The organism is Nostoc sp. FACHB-280, assembly GCF_014697615.1.
In the GTDB taxonomy this organism is placed as follows: Bacteria; Cyanobacteriota; Cyanobacteriia; order Cyanobacteriales; family Nostocaceae; genus Nostoc_B.
In genome coordinates this window covers 132,746-151,070 of record NZ_JACJSD010000016.1, presented here as the reverse complement: position 1 = coordinate 151,070, position 18,325 = coordinate 132,746, and the positions used below count along the sequence as shown (strand labels likewise).

At 41.2% G+C, this 18,325-nt stretch carries 13 protein-coding genes; 9 read left to right on the top strand and 4 right to left on the bottom strand.

The genetic code is table 11. The annotated features are described in order from the left end of the window. Positions 1–393: 393 nt before the first annotated feature. The gene (ald, locus tag H6G75_RS14215; RefSeq protein ID WP_190980694.1) at positions 394–1,485 is read right to left on the bottom strand and encodes an alanine dehydrogenase; all 1,092 of its coding nucleotides are present in this window, start codon (positions 1,483–1,485) and stop codon (positions 394–396) included. Positions 1,486–1,791: 306 nt separating this feature from the next. Between ald and H6G75_RS14210 the strand changes: the two genes are divergently transcribed. The 5 genes from H6G75_RS14210 (at position 1,792) to H6G75_RS14190 (ending at position 6,217) form a co-directional block, all read left to right on the top strand. After that, the gene (locus H6G75_RS14210; protein ID WP_190590106.1) at positions 1,792–1,962 is read left to right on the top strand and encodes a hypothetical protein; all 171 of its coding nucleotides are present in this window, start codon (positions 1,792–1,794) and stop codon (positions 1,960–1,962) included. Between the two features lie 282 nt (positions 1,963–2,244). Further along, positions 2,245–2,538 (top strand): hypothetical protein, encoded by a 294-nt coding sequence (locus H6G75_RS14205; RefSeq protein ID WP_190980702.1) that lies wholly within the window; start codon positions 2,245–2,247, stop codon positions 2,536–2,538. A 62-nt stretch (positions 2,539–2,600) separates the two neighbouring features. Continuing rightward, the gene (locus H6G75_RS14200) at positions 2,601–3,671 is read left to right on the top strand and encodes a WD40 repeat domain-containing protein (protein WP_190980693.1); all 1,071 of its coding nucleotides are present in this window, start codon (positions 2,601–2,603) and stop codon (positions 3,669–3,671) included. Positions 3,672–3,975: 304 nt separating this feature from the next. Continuing rightward, a complete protein-coding gene (locus H6G75_RS14195) occupies positions 3,976–4,788 on the top strand; it encodes an RnfABCDGE type electron transport complex subunit D (RefSeq protein WP_190980692.1) in 813 nt (270 codons plus the stop codon). Positions 4,789–4,834: 46 nt separating this feature from the next. Then, positions 4,835–6,217 carry a DUF2330 domain-containing protein gene (locus H6G75_RS14190; protein WP_190980691.1) on the top strand — a complete coding sequence of 461 codons (1,383 nt, stop codon included), beginning with the start codon at positions 4,835–4,837 and terminating at the stop codon, positions 6,215–6,217. Between the two features lie 164 nt (positions 6,218–6,381). Here the strand turns inward: H6G75_RS14190 and H6G75_RS14185 are convergent, their stop codons facing one another. Then, positions 6,382–6,753 (bottom strand): 2TM domain-containing protein, encoded by a 372-nt coding sequence (locus H6G75_RS14185; RefSeq protein WP_190980690.1) that lies wholly within the window; start codon positions 6,751–6,753, stop codon positions 6,382–6,384. Positions 6,754–6,880: 127 nt separating this feature from the next. Beyond that, positions 6,881–7,372, bottom strand: a complete 492-nt coding sequence (locus H6G75_RS14180; protein ID WP_190980689.1) for a DUF4188 domain-containing protein — start codon at positions 7,370–7,372, stop codon at positions 6,881–6,883. Between the two features lie 108 nt (positions 7,373–7,480). Here H6G75_RS14180 and H6G75_RS14175 point away from each other — a divergent pair, with 108 nt between their 5' ends. The 4 genes from H6G75_RS14175 to H6G75_RS14160 all read left to right on the top strand — a co-directional run bounded on the left by H6G75_RS14175 (position 7,481) and on the right by H6G75_RS14160 (position 16,391). Next, the gene (locus H6G75_RS14175) at positions 7,481–8,032 is read left to right on the top strand and encodes a PadR family transcriptional regulator (protein WP_190980688.1); all 552 of its coding nucleotides are present in this window, start codon (positions 7,481–7,483) and stop codon (positions 8,030–8,032) included. A gap of 140 nt (positions 8,033–8,172) precedes the next feature. Next, complete coding sequence (locus tag H6G75_RS14170; RefSeq protein WP_199337872.1) at positions 8,173–8,820, top strand: sigma-70 family RNA polymerase sigma factor; 648 nt, start codon at positions 8,173–8,175, stop codon at positions 8,818–8,820. Between the two features lie 545 nt (positions 8,821–9,365). Next, positions 9,366–15,206, top strand: coding sequence for a translocation/assembly module TamB domain-containing protein (locus tag H6G75_RS14165; protein WP_190980687.1), 5,841 nt, complete (start codon positions 9,366–9,368; stop codon positions 15,204–15,206). Between the two features lie 513 nt (positions 15,207–15,719). Next, positions 15,720–16,391 (top strand): cadmium resistance transporter, encoded by a 672-nt coding sequence (locus H6G75_RS14160; protein ID WP_190980686.1) that lies wholly within the window; start codon positions 15,720–15,722, stop codon positions 16,389–16,391. Between the two features lie 52 nt (positions 16,392–16,443). Here H6G75_RS14160 and H6G75_RS14155 read toward each other — a convergent pair whose 3' ends face one another. Continuing rightward, positions 16,444–17,766 (bottom strand): hypothetical protein, encoded by a 1,323-nt coding sequence (locus H6G75_RS14155; RefSeq protein ID WP_190980685.1) that lies wholly within the window; start codon positions 17,764–17,766, stop codon positions 16,444–16,446. Positions 17,767–18,325 lie beyond the last annotated feature (559 nt).

The following is an 18,325-nucleotide window of genomic DNA, read 5'->3' as shown; positions in this document are numbered from 1 at the left end:
TCTATAAATTCTTGTAGTTCTATGATCGCGGCTTGTAGATGCTGACTTATCATTGTTCGCTGTTAGACAGATATCTTTCTCCGTATTATCTCGCAGTTTTTTTCAGAAATCAAATATGATTCCTATATAGATAGGTGAATTTTTATAATTTATTATCTTTTAAGTCTTTTATGATGGGTTTTTTATGATTTTGCATAAGTTATGTTTTACTCCATTTTTTCTTGATTGGTAATTTTAGTCAAAAGACAATCAGTCAAACTTTAAACGAAAAATATCTTGAATCGGATACATAATCAAGTCTTGTGAAGGTCAGCAATAGTTAAGCCACTGGGGACACCAATGGCTTTTTGTTGTTTTGATTTATCTCAGGTGTAAGACCAAATAATCAAGAGATTAACTCACCAAATCAGGAAAGACTTCTTGCACAGCCGGATGGACAATGCGGTGATTCTGCACATTCACACCTTTGGCTAAGGATGGGTTAACATCTAGGGCTTTGATGCCTAGATTTGCTAATTGGACAACGAATGGTAATGTGCTGTTATTGAGGGCTTGAGCAGATGTCCAAGGTACTGCACCTGGCATATTGGGAACGCCATAATGGACTACGCCTTCTTCAATGTAGACGGGGTTGGTATGGGAGGTGGCGTGTAAGGTTTCCACACAACCGCCTTGGTCAACTGCAACATCTACAATTACTGACCCAGGCTGCATTTGTTTGACTAATTCGCGGGATACTAAAATTGGCGCTCTGCGTCCCAAGACTAAAACAGCACCGATGAGTAAGTCAGCTTGTTTAACGGCAGCTTCTATATGGGCAGAGTTACTATAAAGTAATTCCACTCTTGAACCAAACAAAGTTTCTAAATAAGATAAACGTTCTACATTTACATCTAAAATCTGCACAATAGCACCCATCCCCACAGCAATTTTCGCTGCTTCTGTGCCGACTACACCACCGCCTAAAATCACAACTTTACCAGGACTAACACCGGGTACACCACCTAAAAGGACTCCTCTACCGCCTTGCTGACGTTCCAGAAATCTCGCGCCAAACTGCACTGATAGCCGACCTGCTATCACACTCATGGGTGTGAGTAGGGGTAGTTTGTTGGGGCCTGGTTGTTCGACAGTTTCGTAGGCGAGCGCACAAGTGCCACAATCAATTAGATGTTCGGTTAATTTGCGATCGGCCGCTAAATGCAAATATGTAAACAATATTTGCCCTTTTTGCAAAAATTTATATTCGCTAGATAATGGTTCTTTGACTTTAACAACTAATTCTCGATTCCAAGCCGCTTCATCTGTCGAGACAATCTCTGCCCCCGCATTCATGTAATCTGCATCTGTAAAACCAGCACCATGACCTGCTTGTGTTTGGACAAAGATACTATGACCATTTTCCCTTAGTACTCTGACACTAGAAGGAATTAACCCGACTCGAAACTCTTGATCCTTCGTTTCTTTGGGAACGCCAATTTCCATATAACGCCTCTGATGAATTTTTGGTTTAATTTAGCCTGCCAGTCTCAGACTGACAGTTCCGTATTAGATATAGCTATCTACAACATTAGTTTTCCCTTCCACGGTAACAAAGCTGAAAACTCTTACCCTTGACTAATGTCATAGTTGACTACAATATATAAAGAATAATTACAAAATGTTAACAGAGCCTCTGCACAGCTACATTTAAAAAGTTGCTGCTAGGCTTGTCTGGCTCCAACCTTACAAAAGTCCAGATTCAAGGTTATTACTTTTAAGTCCCGTTTGCCGAAAAGAGGTTTATTGAACATGACACAACCACAACCCACAGTTACCCCCAAATTAGAAGAACCCAAGTTTGGCTTTAGTGAATATGCTGAACGCCTCAATGGTCGGGCGGCGATGATTGGCTTTGGCTTGATGGTGATTATTGAATATGTCACCAATCAAGGTGTGCTATCTTGGCTCGGTCTCAAGTAGTGCAATTCAAAAGCAAAAGCTTTCTAGATGTAAGCTAGTAAGTAGAACAGGTTTAACCAGCTGGCATAGTCGGCTGGTTAAAACTTTATCAAGAGAACTATCTTGGAGAATTTGCTGTCTATATCTTTGTAGGCTTGCAAATCAGCAAGAAGACAAGTTGTTACAATCCCTCACCTACTGATCCAAATTATAATATTTAGATGTCTTTTTTAGAAAAGACAACTTGTGGTGAGGTATTCTCGGTAAACTGACACAAAGGTGATTTGGATAAACCAAGCTGTGATGAATGCTGCATTACCTCGTTTTTTGAAATCAGCCTACAGAAAAGAGCCAATTATCAGTATCTTGATAACAATGGGCGTAGTAGATGCTGTGATTGGTGGATTGGATGATAGTTGGTCATTGTTAGCCCTTGGGTTGGGAACAGCAGGTATTAGTCTCGCCTGGAAGTTGTGGCGAATGCAGCAGCATCGCCCCATACCAGAAGAACCTGTGGTACAACATTACTTACCTTCCCGTTCATCGAGTCCCACGCTACCGATATTAACTGTTGCGAAGAAAAAACCACCTCGTTGATAGCGTTGAGTCACAAATGTGAAGTAAATTGACTTAACTATTCAAACAGTGAGGAAAAATTTGTGAGGAGTGAGGGAAAAATAGGGAGCGGCCTTTTGCTGCGCCCGTATATTTTCTTGGCTTTTATAGCAATCTTGACTCTGCCGATAACTATTTGGCAAAGTTTAGAGACTCATACAGCTTATGCTGCGATCGCTCAAATACCAGATTCCCCATCTCAACCTAATTTTGCCAATTTCCGCTTAATTTATAGCTTGGTGGGACACACTGGAACGGTGAAATCTCTAGCTTTTAGTCCCGATGGCAAAATTCTCGCCAGTGGTGGTGCCGAAAATGAAGGTGCAATTCGCCTGTGGAATCCTTTAACTGGCAAAAAGTTGGCGAATAGCAAAGCACACAAAACCTCTGTAGAATCCTTGGTGATTGCGCCAGATGGGCAAACTCTAGTTAGTTGTAGTACTGATAACTCAATTAATATTTGGAATCTTAAAAATAATAAATTTCGTCGTTCCTTTGTCGGACACACCAGTAACGTTTTATCTTTAGCGGTATCTCCTGATAGTAAAGTCTTGGTTAGTGGTGCTTTAGATGGAATCCGCGTTTGGGATTTGTTACAGCAACGTCCATTGACAACTTTAGTCAAAGTTAGTGACTCAATTTATACAGTAGCAATTAGCCCTGATGGGCAAACAGTTGCTAGTGGTGATAATAAAGGTGAAATCAAGCTTTGGGATTTGGCAAGTGGTAAATTAATTCGGTCATTTTCCGCACACTCCCAAGCCGTGAATGCTGTAGCTTTTACCCCCGATGGTACAACCTTAATTAGTGCCAGCCGCGATCGCACCATTAAACTTTGGAATCTGCAATCAAGAAGCCTTTCCCGTATCCTCAAAGGACATAATAACTGGGTAAATGCGATCGCAGTTAACCCCAACGGCCAAACTTTAGCCAGCGCCGGTAGAGATGGTATTAAACTGTGGGATTTAACTACAGGTGAGTTATTAAGTACACTTTATGGACATAGTGATTGGGTAAATGCGATCGCTTTTAGTCCAGATGGCAGACTGTTAGCTAGTGGTGGTTTTGACGGCAGAGTCAACATTTGGGGAAATATACAACCAAAACGCAAGTAAAGTGACGTGCCTTTTATTTTGTCAGACCCCTCTCCAAACCTCTCCCCGAAGCGGAGAGAGGCTTTGAATCTTGCTCCCCTTCCCTTGTAGGGAAGGGGCTGGGGGTTAGGTTTAAGAGAAAGTTGTAGACAACGTTAAATTGGCAACTATCCGAGGGGTTTTAGCAAAGTTGATGGTATTAAGACGCAAAAACCATACACCCCTACACCTTGTTTGTAACAAAATCTGTAACAGCAATGGTATTTCAGTTTTTACTCGACTAGATTGGTGAAAAATCTACGGGTAATCCCTGAATATATTGGTAATGTTGCTGAAAGATATACGGGACTATCAAATTCTATTTCTCGGTTCATTTTTAGTCTTGGGAATTGGCACCAGAGACTGGACACTACATCCAGAATTGATTGGTGTAGCGATCGCATCTTGTTTATCAACGCAGTGGATATTGTCAAAGCTCAATAGCCAAGAGCCAGAACAAAAGCTAAATCTGCGTAGTGCCTTGATTACTTCCCTCGGATTAAGTTTGCTCTTACGGGCTGACCATTGGACAACAATGATGTTAGCAGGAGTGAGTGCGATCGCCAGTAAATTTTGCTTCAAAGTCGGCGATAAACATTTCTTCAACCCAGCTAATTTTGGCATTATCACCGCCTTAACCCTCACCTCTGATGCGTGGGTATCTCCTGGGCAGTGGGGTGAAGAATGGTGGTATGGGCTGTTATTTGCTGGGACTGGCGGTCTGATTTTACAACGCATTGGTCGTTGGGATACCACGGCGGCTTTTTTAGGTTCCTACTCTTTGTTAGAAGCCATACGTAACCTCTATCTTGGTTGGACTTGGGACGTATATTGGCATCGCTTAATGAGTGGGTCTTTGCTGCTGTTTGCCTTATTTATGGTGACAGATCCGCGCTCAATTCCCAACGCCAAAATCGGGCGGATAGTTTGGGCTATCTGCATTGCCAGCTTAACTTTTATCCTGCGAAATAACTTCTTCATTTCCACAGCCGTATTTTGGTCATTGTTCGCCCTTGCACCATTGACCATTGCAATTGATTGGCTGTGGTCATCACCCAGATTTGCTTGGTTCGAGAACATAAGAACGCAAGAGAATTAACTACTCCCTATTCCCTACTTCCCACTCCCTAATTCAGAGGTATAAAATGAAGCGATTGAGAATAGTAATTTCATCATTATTAATTACTGTATTGGCTGTACTGTGCTTTGCCCCTACAGCCTGGGCATTTTGTGGCTTTTATGTTGCCAAAGCCGATAGTAAATTATACAACCAAGCCTCTCAAGTAATTATGGCGCGGGATGGCGATCGCACCGTTTTGACTATGGCCAATGACTTCAAAGGCGAAGTCAAAGATTTTGCAATGGTTGTACCTGTACCCACAGTCATCAAAAAAGAACAAGTGCGTGTTGCTCCACCCAAAATTGTGGAACGTTTAGATGCCTTTAGCGCACCACGCTTAGTAGAATACTTCGACTCTGATCCTTGCACCGAATACGACCGAGTACTTAACGAAGCCGTACCCGCACCAGCAGCTAGAGCTAGAGCAGGAGCAGCCAGAGGTAGTTCAAGTGATTTAGGCGTAACCGTCGAAGCTCGTTTCAACGTTGGGGAATATGACATTGTAATTTTAAGTGCAAAAGAATCCGGCGGACTGGAAACTTGGTTAAATCGCAACGGCTACAAAATTCCCAGAGGTGCAAAACAGCTACTCCAACCTTATGTCCGCTCTGGGATGAAATTCTTTGTTGCGAAAGTCAACCTCGATAAATTTGAAGAATCTGGCTATCAGTTTTTACGTCCGCTACAAATTTCCTACCAATCACGCAAATTCATGCTGCCCATTCGTTTGGGTATGATTAATGCCAATGCTGCCCAAGATTTAATTGTCTATGTCCTCTCACCCAAAGGGCAAGCAGAAATCACTAACTACCGCACTGTGAAAGTTCCTTCCGATGCCAACATTCCGGTATTTGTCAAAAATGAATTTAGTGATTTTTACAAGTCTATGTTCCAGACATCATACCTAAAAGAAGACAGAAAGGTAGCTTTCTTGGAATATGCTTGGGATATGAGTAGTTGCGATCCTTGTTCCGCAGAACCGCTCAACCCAGAAGAACTCAAGCAAGCAGGTGTATTTTGGCTAGATAATAATTCCAACGATGACGAGCCATTCCCGTCAAGTTCCCGTCGTCCGCCACTGGTTAGTAGCAGCGTTTTCATCACTCGCTTACATATTCGCTACACCCGCGACAAATTCCCAGAAGACCCAATTTTTCAAGCCACTTCTAACCAAGAATCTTTCCAAGGAAGATACATCTTACAGCATCCCTTTACAGGTGAACTCAAATGTCAAGCTGGTAGAGAATACAAGCGTTCTTTACCAAAGCGATTTGAACAAGAAGCCCAAACCTTAGCCAAGCTTACTAATTGGAATATCCAAGATATTCGCCGCAAAATGAAATTGACTTTGGGTGATTTGAATTCTTCTTGGTGGGAGAACTTCTTCTCTTGGTTGGTGGGAATGTAATTAGGAATTAAGGCTTACGCACAAAGATTGTCTGTAGAGATTGGGTGTAGGGGTGAAAAGGTATGGGGTGTAAGGATGTGATGGCTTTGCTGTGAGCTTCAGCTGAACCGTGTAAGGGTTTTGAACCTTGATTTTTCTTACTCCCCATTCCCACTCCCAAATGTCTAATCTTTTTGCAGGTAAATGCTGATGATATGTATACCAAGACCTAATCCCCAACCCAGTAGGGGGTAAATTGCCCAAAAGTAACTAGGGCTAGTTGTTAAATTCAAAACAATTAAAAACAGATTCACCACCAGATAACTAATCAGATGTGGTTTGATTTTTTGTAGGCGGTGAGCATTAGACCTTTGTCGCCGTTTGATGATTTCTTTTTCTTGCTGCCATTGTTGTTGGGCTGTTTGCAGGCTAATAAATGAAATACCCAGTTCTGCTGCCATTTCTTGTAACTGCTGTTCCGAAAATTCGTCTTTTTGCTGATCAGCCATTGCTCGCTGAAGAATTTGCTGTACATCTTCTGAGCGAAAGCTTGTCATAGATTTAGGCTCCTAGATTCCATGAGGGATTGTGACAGAGTTACCAAGAATTAATTTTTGGCGTTCTATCTGTGGCCATCATTGTGCAGATCAAGGTAAAAGTTTGTCCTTTCAGAACCTTTTCCATCTAAAGTTGTTTGATTCTTTCGACTCTGGCTCTGGCTGTATCAGTGCGCTTGGTGATGGGTACAAGTTTTGTCGCCGCAGCTAAACCAAAAGCTGGCATATTGCCATAAATTGCTTCGTAGTGTCCTGGTTCGATGATGTAAGTTTCATGCCAAATCCCCACACTGCCATCGTTACCAACGGCTTTGTTAAAGCGTTGCCAAGCAGGTAAATGTAGATCCGAAGGATTGCGAGCAAAATTTTCTAAATCTGCAAGCGATCGCCAGTATGACACCATCAACGCCGATAAGGGAGACACCTGAAAAAACTGTTCTCCACCCAAAAAGCCTTTTTCGGGATGCTCTTTTAAAGTTTTTAGCATCGGAGTCATTGCTTGCGCCACCGGTAGCCATTTGGAAAAAGACCAAAATTGGTTGACACGCATCCCAATCAAAAAGACTACAAAGGGTGAGTCTACTTCGGCAGTGAACCGTCCTGGCATGATTTTTGTCATAGCTAGATTCCTTTTAATCTTGTTGATACTCAACCAAGATATTATTCACATAGTTGAATATAATCAACATGATATATTCAACTATGTGAATATGTCAACAAAAAAACTATGGCTTTAGCCCACGCAATTTTGTCAGTATTGATTAATAGCCCTTGTAGCGGTTACGACTTGGCTAAAAGGTTTGATAAATCTGTAGAAGGTTCAGTAGGTTTTTTTTGGGAAGCCAGCTTTCAGCAGATTTATCGAGAGTTAAATCGCTTAGAAGAACAAGGTTGGCTACAAGCAGAAAAAGTCTTGCAAGAAAATCGCCCAGATAAAAAAATTTACTCAGTCACAGACTTAGGTAAACAGCAATTGTGTGAATGGATTGCGACAGCCGAAACAGCAACCCCATTTAAAAGTGATTTATTAGTCAAGCTATATGCTGGGTATTTAGTACACAGTGAAATTATCTTGGCAAAACTCGAAACTCACCAAAGTCAACATCAACAAAGGTTAGCAGTCTATCAAGAAATTGAGAAAAAGTTCTTTCTTAAACCCCAAGAATTACCAGATGAATTGAAATTTCAATATGTTACTCTCCGTTGTGGTATTCAGACGGAAAAAGCTTGGCTGGCTTGGTGTGCGGAAATGATTGCTTTTTTAAACAACCCTGCCTAAAACATTAATTCAAGAAGCTAAATAAATCTGGAATCTTCTACTGATTAAGATGGCCGATTCATAACATCAGGTTAATATTTGGATGTCATTGTAAGCAATACTTAGTATATTCTTGCTATTTTTTTGTCAAAATTGCCATCATGGAACTCGATGAAGAGTTACGCAACTTAGTTATTCAAGCCTGCGGTTATCCTCCTGGAAGTCCACAGCGTCAAAAGCTGCTGACTCAAATTATCCGTTTAACTTCCGGTAGACTTTGGCGAGAAAGTACTCCCTATTATCAAGACGCATTGCAACAAACTTGGTTATATTTCTGTCGTAATATTTGCGATGGCTTAACAGGTCAGACCTATGACCCCAGCTATGGGACTGTAGTAACTTGGCTGAATGCCTATCTCAAACGCCGACTCCAAGACTTTTACCTCAACTATCATCGAGAACAAGCATTAACAGTTCCTCTGCAAGTGCGCCAGTCTTGGGCAAGTGGTAATGGAGAAATTGTGGATTTGACCGAAAATCTCCAAGCTACACCCCAAGTACCACCGATTCTCGAAAACGTGCAAATATGGGCAGAAACAGATGCAGATGGCGAATTACGCCGTACTTACGTGAAAGGTCGCCCAGACGTAAATTGTCAGGTATTGATTCTCAAGCGTTTACCACCGGAAGTTAGCTGGAAAGAACTATCAGAGGAATTTGGATTACCTGTTCCTACCTTAAGTAGCTTTTATCAGCGTCAATGTCTGCCACGGTTGCGAAACTTTGCGGAATCGGAAGGAATTTTATAAAGGGTGAGTATAACCGTATTTGCATTAGCGTTAGTTATAGCAACAACCCAGTTAACGACAGCAATAGACCTGCGACTCTATCACCTGTCTCCGTACTGACAGTCTTTACTACATCTTTATGAATCGATAAAAATATAGTATAAATAGTAGCAGGCAATATTTGAGATTTTTCCACTTACATCTAAAAAAATTAATTTTCTTTTTAGTGAAATCACTGAAATACATGAAATAGTTAATACTTATAAAAACCAAGTAAATAAAATTAGCTACTGTGGATAAATGATTTTGATGGACAGGGATTTTGTAACTTCTTTCTCTGTAGATTCCCTCAGCCTTAAATTCAATGTTACTTACTAAACTTTCCAGATCGTTGGAAATTTAATTGAATATACCCCCAACTCCCCTGAATAACATGAGTTGACCAAGGTCATGCAAATTCACAGGTCTAAAATTGGTTTGGTTCCTGGAATTTGGCATAGTGAACAAATATGCTGTTAGTGCCAGTCACGTTCCCCCTAGGTTCAGCAAGTATAGAGTGAAACCACATGACTAACTCTCGCCATCAAGAACGTCAAATTAAATCTCGTACCCGTGTGCGGATGTGGTTGCTGATTTTAAGTCGGGCTGGCATACCGTTGTTAGGAGTCTTGTTAGTAGGACTGATTCTAGGGATTTGGCGGTTACAAAATTTTGTTCAAAAAGAGTTAGCGCCGTTAGCCGAACAAAGCCTCACCAATACAATTAACCGTCCCGTCAAATTGGGGAAAGTGACCAATTTTTCCCTCACAGGTGTAAATTTTGGGGCTTCGGAAATTCCTGCGACACCCACAGACCCCGATAAAGCAGCAGTGGCATCTGTAGAAGTGGGTTTTAATTTGTGGCAATTAGTTTTTAACCGTCAGTTGAAGTTGGATGTCACCTTGGTTAACCCGGATGTCTACATTGAACAAGACGACCAAGGACGTTGGATTACAACCACCATCGCACCACCAGGTAAAAGCGGACTAATTAAAACGGATTTAGATCATCTGCGGTTGCGGAATGGCAAAGTGAACCTACTCGGTCAACAGAAAAAAGGGGTAGTGACATTTGCCCAACTTAACGGTTCTGCCCAACTGTTAGAAAATAACCAACTGGTGAATTTTGATGTGGCGGGACAAGCAGAAAGCGGTGGGAATGTGGCAGTTAAAGGACAATTCCGCCCAAAAACTCTAGTGGCTGACATTAAGTTGCATGGGCAAGATTTACTCGCTTCATCAATTACGAGTTTGGTCAAGTTACCACTGAATTTGCAAGCTGGGAGAGTGAATGGCGACTTGCAAGTTAAGCTTGTGCCAGAACAAACGCCTTTGTTGTATGGTAGTGCCGATTTACAAAAAGTGACGCTGCAAATTCCCCGCGTCCCCCAACTGTTGAGTAATACAGAAGGGGATGTTTACTTCAAAGGGACAGAAATCAGGCTAGATAATCTCAATACCAACTACGGCAAAATTCCTGTAGTTGCCAACGGCATTATTGATAGTAAAACAGGCCTTCAGTTAACTGGGCGAATTAAAACAGTGAGTGTTGCTAATGCCCAAAGTACACTCAAGTTGAAATTACCTGTACCTGTAACTGGACAACTCAAAGCGGATATACAAATTACGGGTAAAGCAACAAACCCGATTCTCTCTGGTGCGATCGCCACAATTAACACGGCTCGGATTGATAAAATTAACTTTAAAAGTATTACGAGTAAGTTTGAATTTTCGGCGAATGATGCCTTGTTAACCTTGCGAGATGTTCAAGGCGAAACTACGGTAGGTGGGGAAATCATCGGGGGCGGTCAAATATCGGTGGGTAAAAGTCCAAGGTTGAATTTGGCTTTTACTGCCAAGAATTTTGCGGGAGATGCGATCGCTAAAATCTACAACTCCAGTCCGACTTTCCGCATTGGTAGAGTCGCCGCCACCGCCCAAGTTACAGGTACGCCCACCAATGTGAGAACGGCTGTACAGTGGCAAGTACCCCAAGCCACCTACCCAGGTAGAGGGGAACTGATTATCGCCAGCGATCGCACTATCTACTTCCAAAATGTCGCCCTGAAAGTTGGTCGCGGGGTAGTCCGGGCGGTGGGTACTTATGCCAAAGAACGTTGGCAAGCCGTCGTCACAGGTGATGGTGTCGAGTTAGAACCCTTTGTAAATAAAAATCAACTGCAAAACGTTTCCTTGGCTGGGGCAGAATTTAACGGACGGTTGATTTTAGCTGGGACTAGCGGGCCATTTCAACTGACATCAATTCGCAGTCAAGGGGCAGCAGTGCAGATTGCGGGTGGGACAGTTGCCATTGCCAGTGTCCAACTCCAAAACCAAAACTTTGCCGCCCAATTAGTCGCCAATAATATCAACGTAGGACGTATTCTCAAACAAGCACCCCCAGCGTTGCAAGGGCGCTTGGCAGGAACCTTCCAAATCGCCGGGAACCGAGATAACCTCAGCTTGAAAACGCTGCGTGGTAGCGGCAAAGCTAACTTTAGTGTTGCTGGTGGGATAGTGACAGCCACCAATATTCAACTCGCCAATGGCAATTATCAAGCGCAGTTAGTGGCAAATAATTTGGCTGTCCAAGAACTCACACCCAAGACTTCACCAATTCGCGGTCGGTTAGGTGGTCAATTTAATGTGGCAGGTTCGGTGGAATCCTTCAAACCCCAAACTATCCAAGCCAGTGGTCAGGCTAAGTTAACGGTTGCTGGGGGAACAATTACCGCCGCAAATATCAAAGTTAATAACGGTCGTTATCAAGCGCAGATTCAAGCTAACAATGTACCAGTTCAACGCTTAACCAAAGTCCCGCCCCAATTTCAAGGAGATTTAACAGGTCAATTAAATGTGGCGGGTTCGGTGACATCCTTCCAACCCCAAACCATTCAAGCCAGTGGTCAAGCTAAATTGAATGTGGCAGGGGGGACAATTACCGCCGCGAATATTCGCGTGGCTGATGGACGTTATCAGGCACAAGTCGCAGCGAATAATGTACCCTTGCAAAAATTAGCAGCCGTCCCGCCCCAATTCCGAGGCAATTTAACGGGTCAATTAAACGTGGCGGGTTCGGTAACATCCTTCCAACCCCAAACCATTCAAGCCAGTGGTCAAGGCAAGTTGAATATTGCCGGGGGGACAATTACCGCCACGAATATTCAGGTGAATCAAGGACGTTATCAAGCCATCTTGGATGCGGCTGATGTGCAGTTAACCAAATTGAATCAGCAATTGCGGGGGCAATTGGGCGGTAGATTACAAGTTGCTGGGGCGCTGGGTTCGGCAACTTTAGCGAATGTCAACGCCTCTGGTAAGGTGCAGTTATCTCAAGGTTTGCCGGGTTTAGAACGACCATTGACAGCTGCGATCGCTTGGAATGGTGAGAAACTAGCAATTAATCAACTCACCGCCCCTGGGTTAAATGTCACCGGAGACATCACAGCCAACGCTAATAAAGCAGGCATTCCAGAAATTACTGCCTTAAATTTGGATGTCCAAGCCCAGGACTATAATTTGCAACAATTACCCATTAATTTGCCTAATCAAGTAGCGTTGAAAGGTAAGGTAGATTTTAACGGCAGAGTCACAGGCAAGTTACCCTTACCAAACGTCAGTGGTAAAATTGCCTTACGAAACTTGGTAGTACAAAACATTGCTTTTGAACCACTGTTAACAGGTAGCATTGATTCTGCCCAAGGGCGCGGCTTGAACTTAAATTTAATGGGCAATCGAGACCGCATCGCCTTTAATTTAGACGGTAAAAATCGCCCCCAATCCTTTTTAGTACAGTGGCAAGATGCCTCAGCCAAAGGACAATTTCAAGGCAATAACATCGCCTTGAATGTGCAGAACTTCCCCTTACAAATCTTGAATGTTTCTGTACCACCCGCTTTGCGTTTAGGTACAGGTACAGTAGCTGGGTTAATTAGTGGCGACTTGCAAGTTAATCAACAAACATTTGCTGCCAATGGTAATTTAGCGATCGCATCCCCAAAAATTGGACGCATTCAAGGCAACGAATTAACAGCCCAATTCAGCTATGCAAATGGCAAAGCCACACTCACCAGTAGTAAATTTGTCAAAGGTAACAGTGTTTATGCCTTTGCGGGGAGTTTTGGCCAAAGTCCCAAAGGGCCACAACTCCAAGGTAAACTCAACATCAGCCAAGGCAAAATTCAAGATGTGTTAGCCGTTGCCCAAATCTTTGAAATCAGAGACTTTCAGCGTGGTTTATCAGAACCAGCTTACGGCACAGCCGCCGATTTAACTACCAACTCCCGTGGTTTACCCAATCAACCTTTATTTGATCAACTGCGACGCTTTTACGAAATTGAAGCAGAACTAGCACAACAGCAACAACAAAGGCGGGATAACAATTTATTACCAGAACTGGCAGACTTGCAAGGAACCTTTAACGGCGACATTGCCTTAGATACAGCCACAGCCAACGGGTTATCTGTACAGTTTGATATTAACGGACAGAACTTTACCTGGGGTAAAGAAAGTGAAAGCGATCGCTACTACAATGCAAAACAAATCATTGCCCAAGGTAGCTTTGAAAATGGTGTCTTGCAGTTACGCCCGTTACGCATAGAGTTAGATAAAAGTCTTTTAGCTTTCACAGGTAACATCGGCGGTAAAGACCAATCAGGTCAGTTACGAGTCACGAATTTTCCCATCGGCTTAATTAATAACTTTGTCAAACTCCCCATTGATATCACAGGTAACTTGAATGGTTCCGCCGCCTTAGCAGGTGGAATCACCAACCCCCAAGCCCAAGGCGAATTAGAAATTACTGGCGGAACCCTGAATCAAAAACCAGTAGAAGCAGCTACCGCCAGCTTTAGCTATATCAATGGTCGATTGAACTTTGGTAGTAATGTTTCCGTTGCCGGGCCAGAACCAGTTAATATTAGTGGCAGCATACCCTATCAGTTACCCTTTGCAACTACCGCCCCCGCCAGCAATGAAATTAGTTTAGATGTCAAAGTCCGCAATGAAGGATTAGCACTACTAAATCTGTTAACAGATCAAATAGCCTTTGAAAAAGGTGAAGGTGAAATTGATTTAACAGTCCGGGGAACCAGACAACGCCCAGAGTTAACCGGAATTGCCACCGTTAAAGATGCCACCTTTGCCGCCCAAGCTTTACCCGGTAAAATCAGACGTGTTACAGGCAAGATAAATTTCAATTTTGACCGCATTGTTGTAGAAGGTGTTGAAGGCAGATTTAGTCGGGGTCAAGTAAACGCGGCGGGGGAAATTCCTGTGTTTAATAATGGAGAAGTCGCAAGTAATCCCTTGACTGTTAATTTAGAAAAATTAAATTTAAATCTCAAAGGATTATATAAAGGTGGTGCAAGTGGTAATTTACAAATTACAGGTTCAGCCTTAAACCCCCTGATTGGCGGTCAAATTCGGTTATCTGATGGTCAGGTTTTATTAGCAGAATCAACTAACACTAATCAAGCGACAAATAGCGATGCTGCCAAAGCTAATAAACAAGATAAAACCGAAGCGAGAAGTAATTCCAATGTAGCGAGATTAAATAACCTCGAATTGACATTAGGCAGCAATATCCAAATTACTCGTCCGCCAATTCTTAGCTTTAGTGCTACAGGTAATTTAAAAGTTAATGGCGCTTTGAATCAGCCTATACCTAATGGTACAATTCGGCTGCAAAAAGGTGGTGTGAATTTATTTACCACCCAATTTAACTTAGTACGTGGCTATAAAAATACAGCCACATTTCGGGCTGACTCACCCCGCGATCCTATTTTAGATGTGCGGCTATTTGCCAAAGTCCTGGATGCAGTGCAAACATCGGATTTTACCAGAAACAATTCCGTCGGCGGCTTAGGTTCATTAGAAAGTGTGCGGGTGGAAGCAAGAGTCCAAGGGCCGGCTAGTAAACTCAATGAAAATCTCGAACTTACTAGCAGTCCCTCACGCAGTCAAACTGAAATTGTTGCTTTATTAGGCGGTGGATTTGTTGATACTCAAGGACGTGCTGATAGTACATTAGGCTTAATTAATATTGCCGGTTCCGCCGTATTTAATAACTTTCAAACAACATTTAATCAAATTGCCAATGCTTTTGGTTTGAGTGAATTTCGCATCTTTCCAACTGTGATTTCTGATAACCCCGAAGCTGGGAGAAACAGTTCTACATTAGAATTAGCGGCTGAAGCTGGTGTGGATATTTCTACAAAGTTTTCGATTTCTAGCATCAAGATTTTAACTGCCAATGACCCATTTCAATGGGGGATAAATTACCGCATTAACGATGAATTGCGGATACGCGCTTCTACTAACTTAGAAGACGATAGCCGTGCTGTGATTGAGTATCAGACCAGATTTTAATTCAGTGAAAGCTACAGTATAGCGTTTCCTAGTCTACTGAAGTAAAAATTTATCGGCGTGCATCTGCGTGCATCCTCTGACATCGGCGGTTAATTTTTTCTAGCTACACCTCACCCATTCCCAGACGCGTGAGACTTAAAATTCGTGTTTTATAACATTCGTGCAAGAGGTCTAATACCATTTCACTTTAAAAATGATACAGATATGAAAGCATCGCCTCGACTTCTCCTGACGGAGACGCTGCGCGAACGCTCGGCGACCGGAAGACGAGTTGCAGAGAAAGTGATTTGTATCAGTAATTTCGTGAATTGGTATAACGTCTTTACAACTATCAATAATCTTTTTTTATTGATTTAACAAAAAAGAATATTTGCTCCTATTTAGTGGTTAGCCATAATATTTATGACATACGCGGCTAAGGTACCTAGCTGAAATAACACATCAATTTGATTGATGGGCATTGCTAATCAATCCTCCAAATTTTGGAGTGTTACATTACCTGACGCAACAACTATGAATTGGCTAACTAGTACCATAATTATTGGCATCTCTGCTGCGATCGCAACTACTTTTGATGACAACTTATATTTGACGGCTTTCTTTGGTAAAGTTAATCGTCATTTCCGTCCAAAAAATATTATTATTGGCGAATTTTTAGGCTTTACAGTATTAGTCTTGGCTAGTCTTCCTGGTTTTTTGGGTGGGTTGATTTTACCCACAGCTTGGATTGGTTTACTAGGTTTTTTACCTATAGCGATTGGAATTAATCATTTACTAACTAAAGAAACAGAAGCAGAAACTGTACAAACAGTCTCAGTTGATTTTTCTACATCTAAAACCAAGCACCGCAAAAAATCTCTGTGGGCTACTCTGCGTGATCCTCAAACTTATCGTGTTTCCGCAGTTACTATTGCCAATGGTGGGAATAATATTGGTATATATGTACCACTGTTTGCTAGTAGTGATCTTCCCAGTTTAGGCGTAATTCTCGGTATCTGCTATTTCACTGTTGGCTTGTGGTGCTGCTTATCTTATACGTTAACCCGTAATCCTCTCATGGCACCGCTGCTAACCCGCTACGGTCGCAAGGTCTTTCCTTTGGTATTAATTTACTTAGGATGCTCTATCTTAATTAAAAGTGAATCATATCAGCTTTTACCTGCGATCGCTATGTTTTCTCACTAATACTAAGTTGCACTCAAAAATATTAGTTATCAGCCAACAATCTTGTTACCACTTATTGATAAATGTTTTCCCTTAATTGGGAAAACACATGGTAAGTATCTATCTTAGACTTACCTTGAGAATTCTTTTTGTCTTCTTCAACTTTAATCAAGTTATATTCAACATTTTCAGCATAGATAGCAAAAGTGATATTAAAAATTTCTAGAAAATGAATTATCCATTTACACTCGTCTTTAGGTAATTTTTCATAATAGCGAATTAAATGAGCAATTCTAATTTCTAAATGGCTGCGAGAATTTGGACAAATCAAAATGATTTTCAGTAGGATAATTACTAAAGTTAATGGATGACCTTGAGAAAGCAATAAACTAAATAACTGTGAAGGCTCTCGACCATTTTCTGTAGTTAGACAGTCAATCAGGCGATTACAACTACGAAGAAATAAGTTTTTATCTAAAATATCTTCATCAGATTCTGGTTTCCAATTAGCTAAATTTTCTTTTAATTGCTGATTTAATATTTTGACCAATTCAAGATTTTTAACAGAGAAAAACAAATACTTGCGTATACTTTCTTTAAACTCTTTAAATGTTTGTTCCTGGGTTTGTTTAATAAATATATTGGCTAAATTTTCATAACTAAATAAGCCCTTTTTCACGATAATCATTTTAATCAAACGTAAAACATTATCGCCCAAGATGCTAGGGTTGACATAGCGTGTAGTACTAGAAGCCGAGGACTGAGAACGTGCAATATACATTGCTAGTTCAAATTTAAAATTGTCCTTCATCTGCTTAGAAAGTTGCCTAGCAGCTTCTTGTTGCTCTATGGGGTTATTAGCATCTAAAGATTGAGCAACTAATAAATAAGCTGCATAGCGATTGCTCCAGTGAGCTTTACCTTTATAATCGTGTTTATGAGCAAATAATTTTAATTCTTGATAGTCTTCGCTTTTAACAAAGTTTTTGAGCCAGCTTTTATATGTATGTAAACTGGTATAACTACTTTTTTTACATGGGACATCATAATTAACTAATAGGTTAATTAGTTCTTGAATAGCTTCATATTTTCTTTTAGATGCCCAGTTATTAACTATAATATAGCAACAACGCTTAATAGTATTCCGAAATTCCTGTTCATTGTTGGCTGAGAGGATTTTCCGAATCAGAGGTACTGTATTTAAACTACCTGATTCTAGAAAGTCAAAAAATAATCTTTTAAATTCTCGCAAAACTTCTTCTGGAGACTTTTCATTCACAATTTCCATGAAGAAGCTATATATTTTTTCTTGCCCAAGTTGGAGATTTAATGGCTGAAGATTGGGTTTAACAAAATTTTGTTCTTCTAAATCAGTAAACAGACTATGAGTGGTCATGGAAGTTCTCAAGACCAATGAAGTTAATGTATCTATTATTTATTAGATTACCTGTGATAGCCATCAGTATCAATTGATTTTTCAAAGATAAGGTAATTTTTTGAATGAGTTTTGATGAATTTACTGAAGTCTTCTTCAAAATTAAATTTACAAAGCTCAATATCTCAGGAAAATTACGGTTATATATTGTCTCAGTACTTACGCATAAAGATTTTTTGTGGAGACTGGTTGTAAGGGTGAAGGGTTTGGAGTGTAAGGGTTTTAGATACATTTCCTCTCCTCCCACCTCTTGACTTGAAAGTGATGAGTGCTGAGTAAAAACCAGTCCCGCTTTCATACTTGGCTATGAAATAATACCAAATTGAAGAATGATTGCGACAAATGGATTGCTCAAAAGCTTACCAGTAAAACCTTTCTCAATCCAAAATGGCATAAGTTTCATTAAAAGTCCCTTACTGCCTAAGTCCAAATTGTATACATACAGTTAAGCCTGCTTATGTACAGTGACTAATTAAATGTCGTCGTGACAAATTGTTGTCATCTGGTAAATGCTTGTACA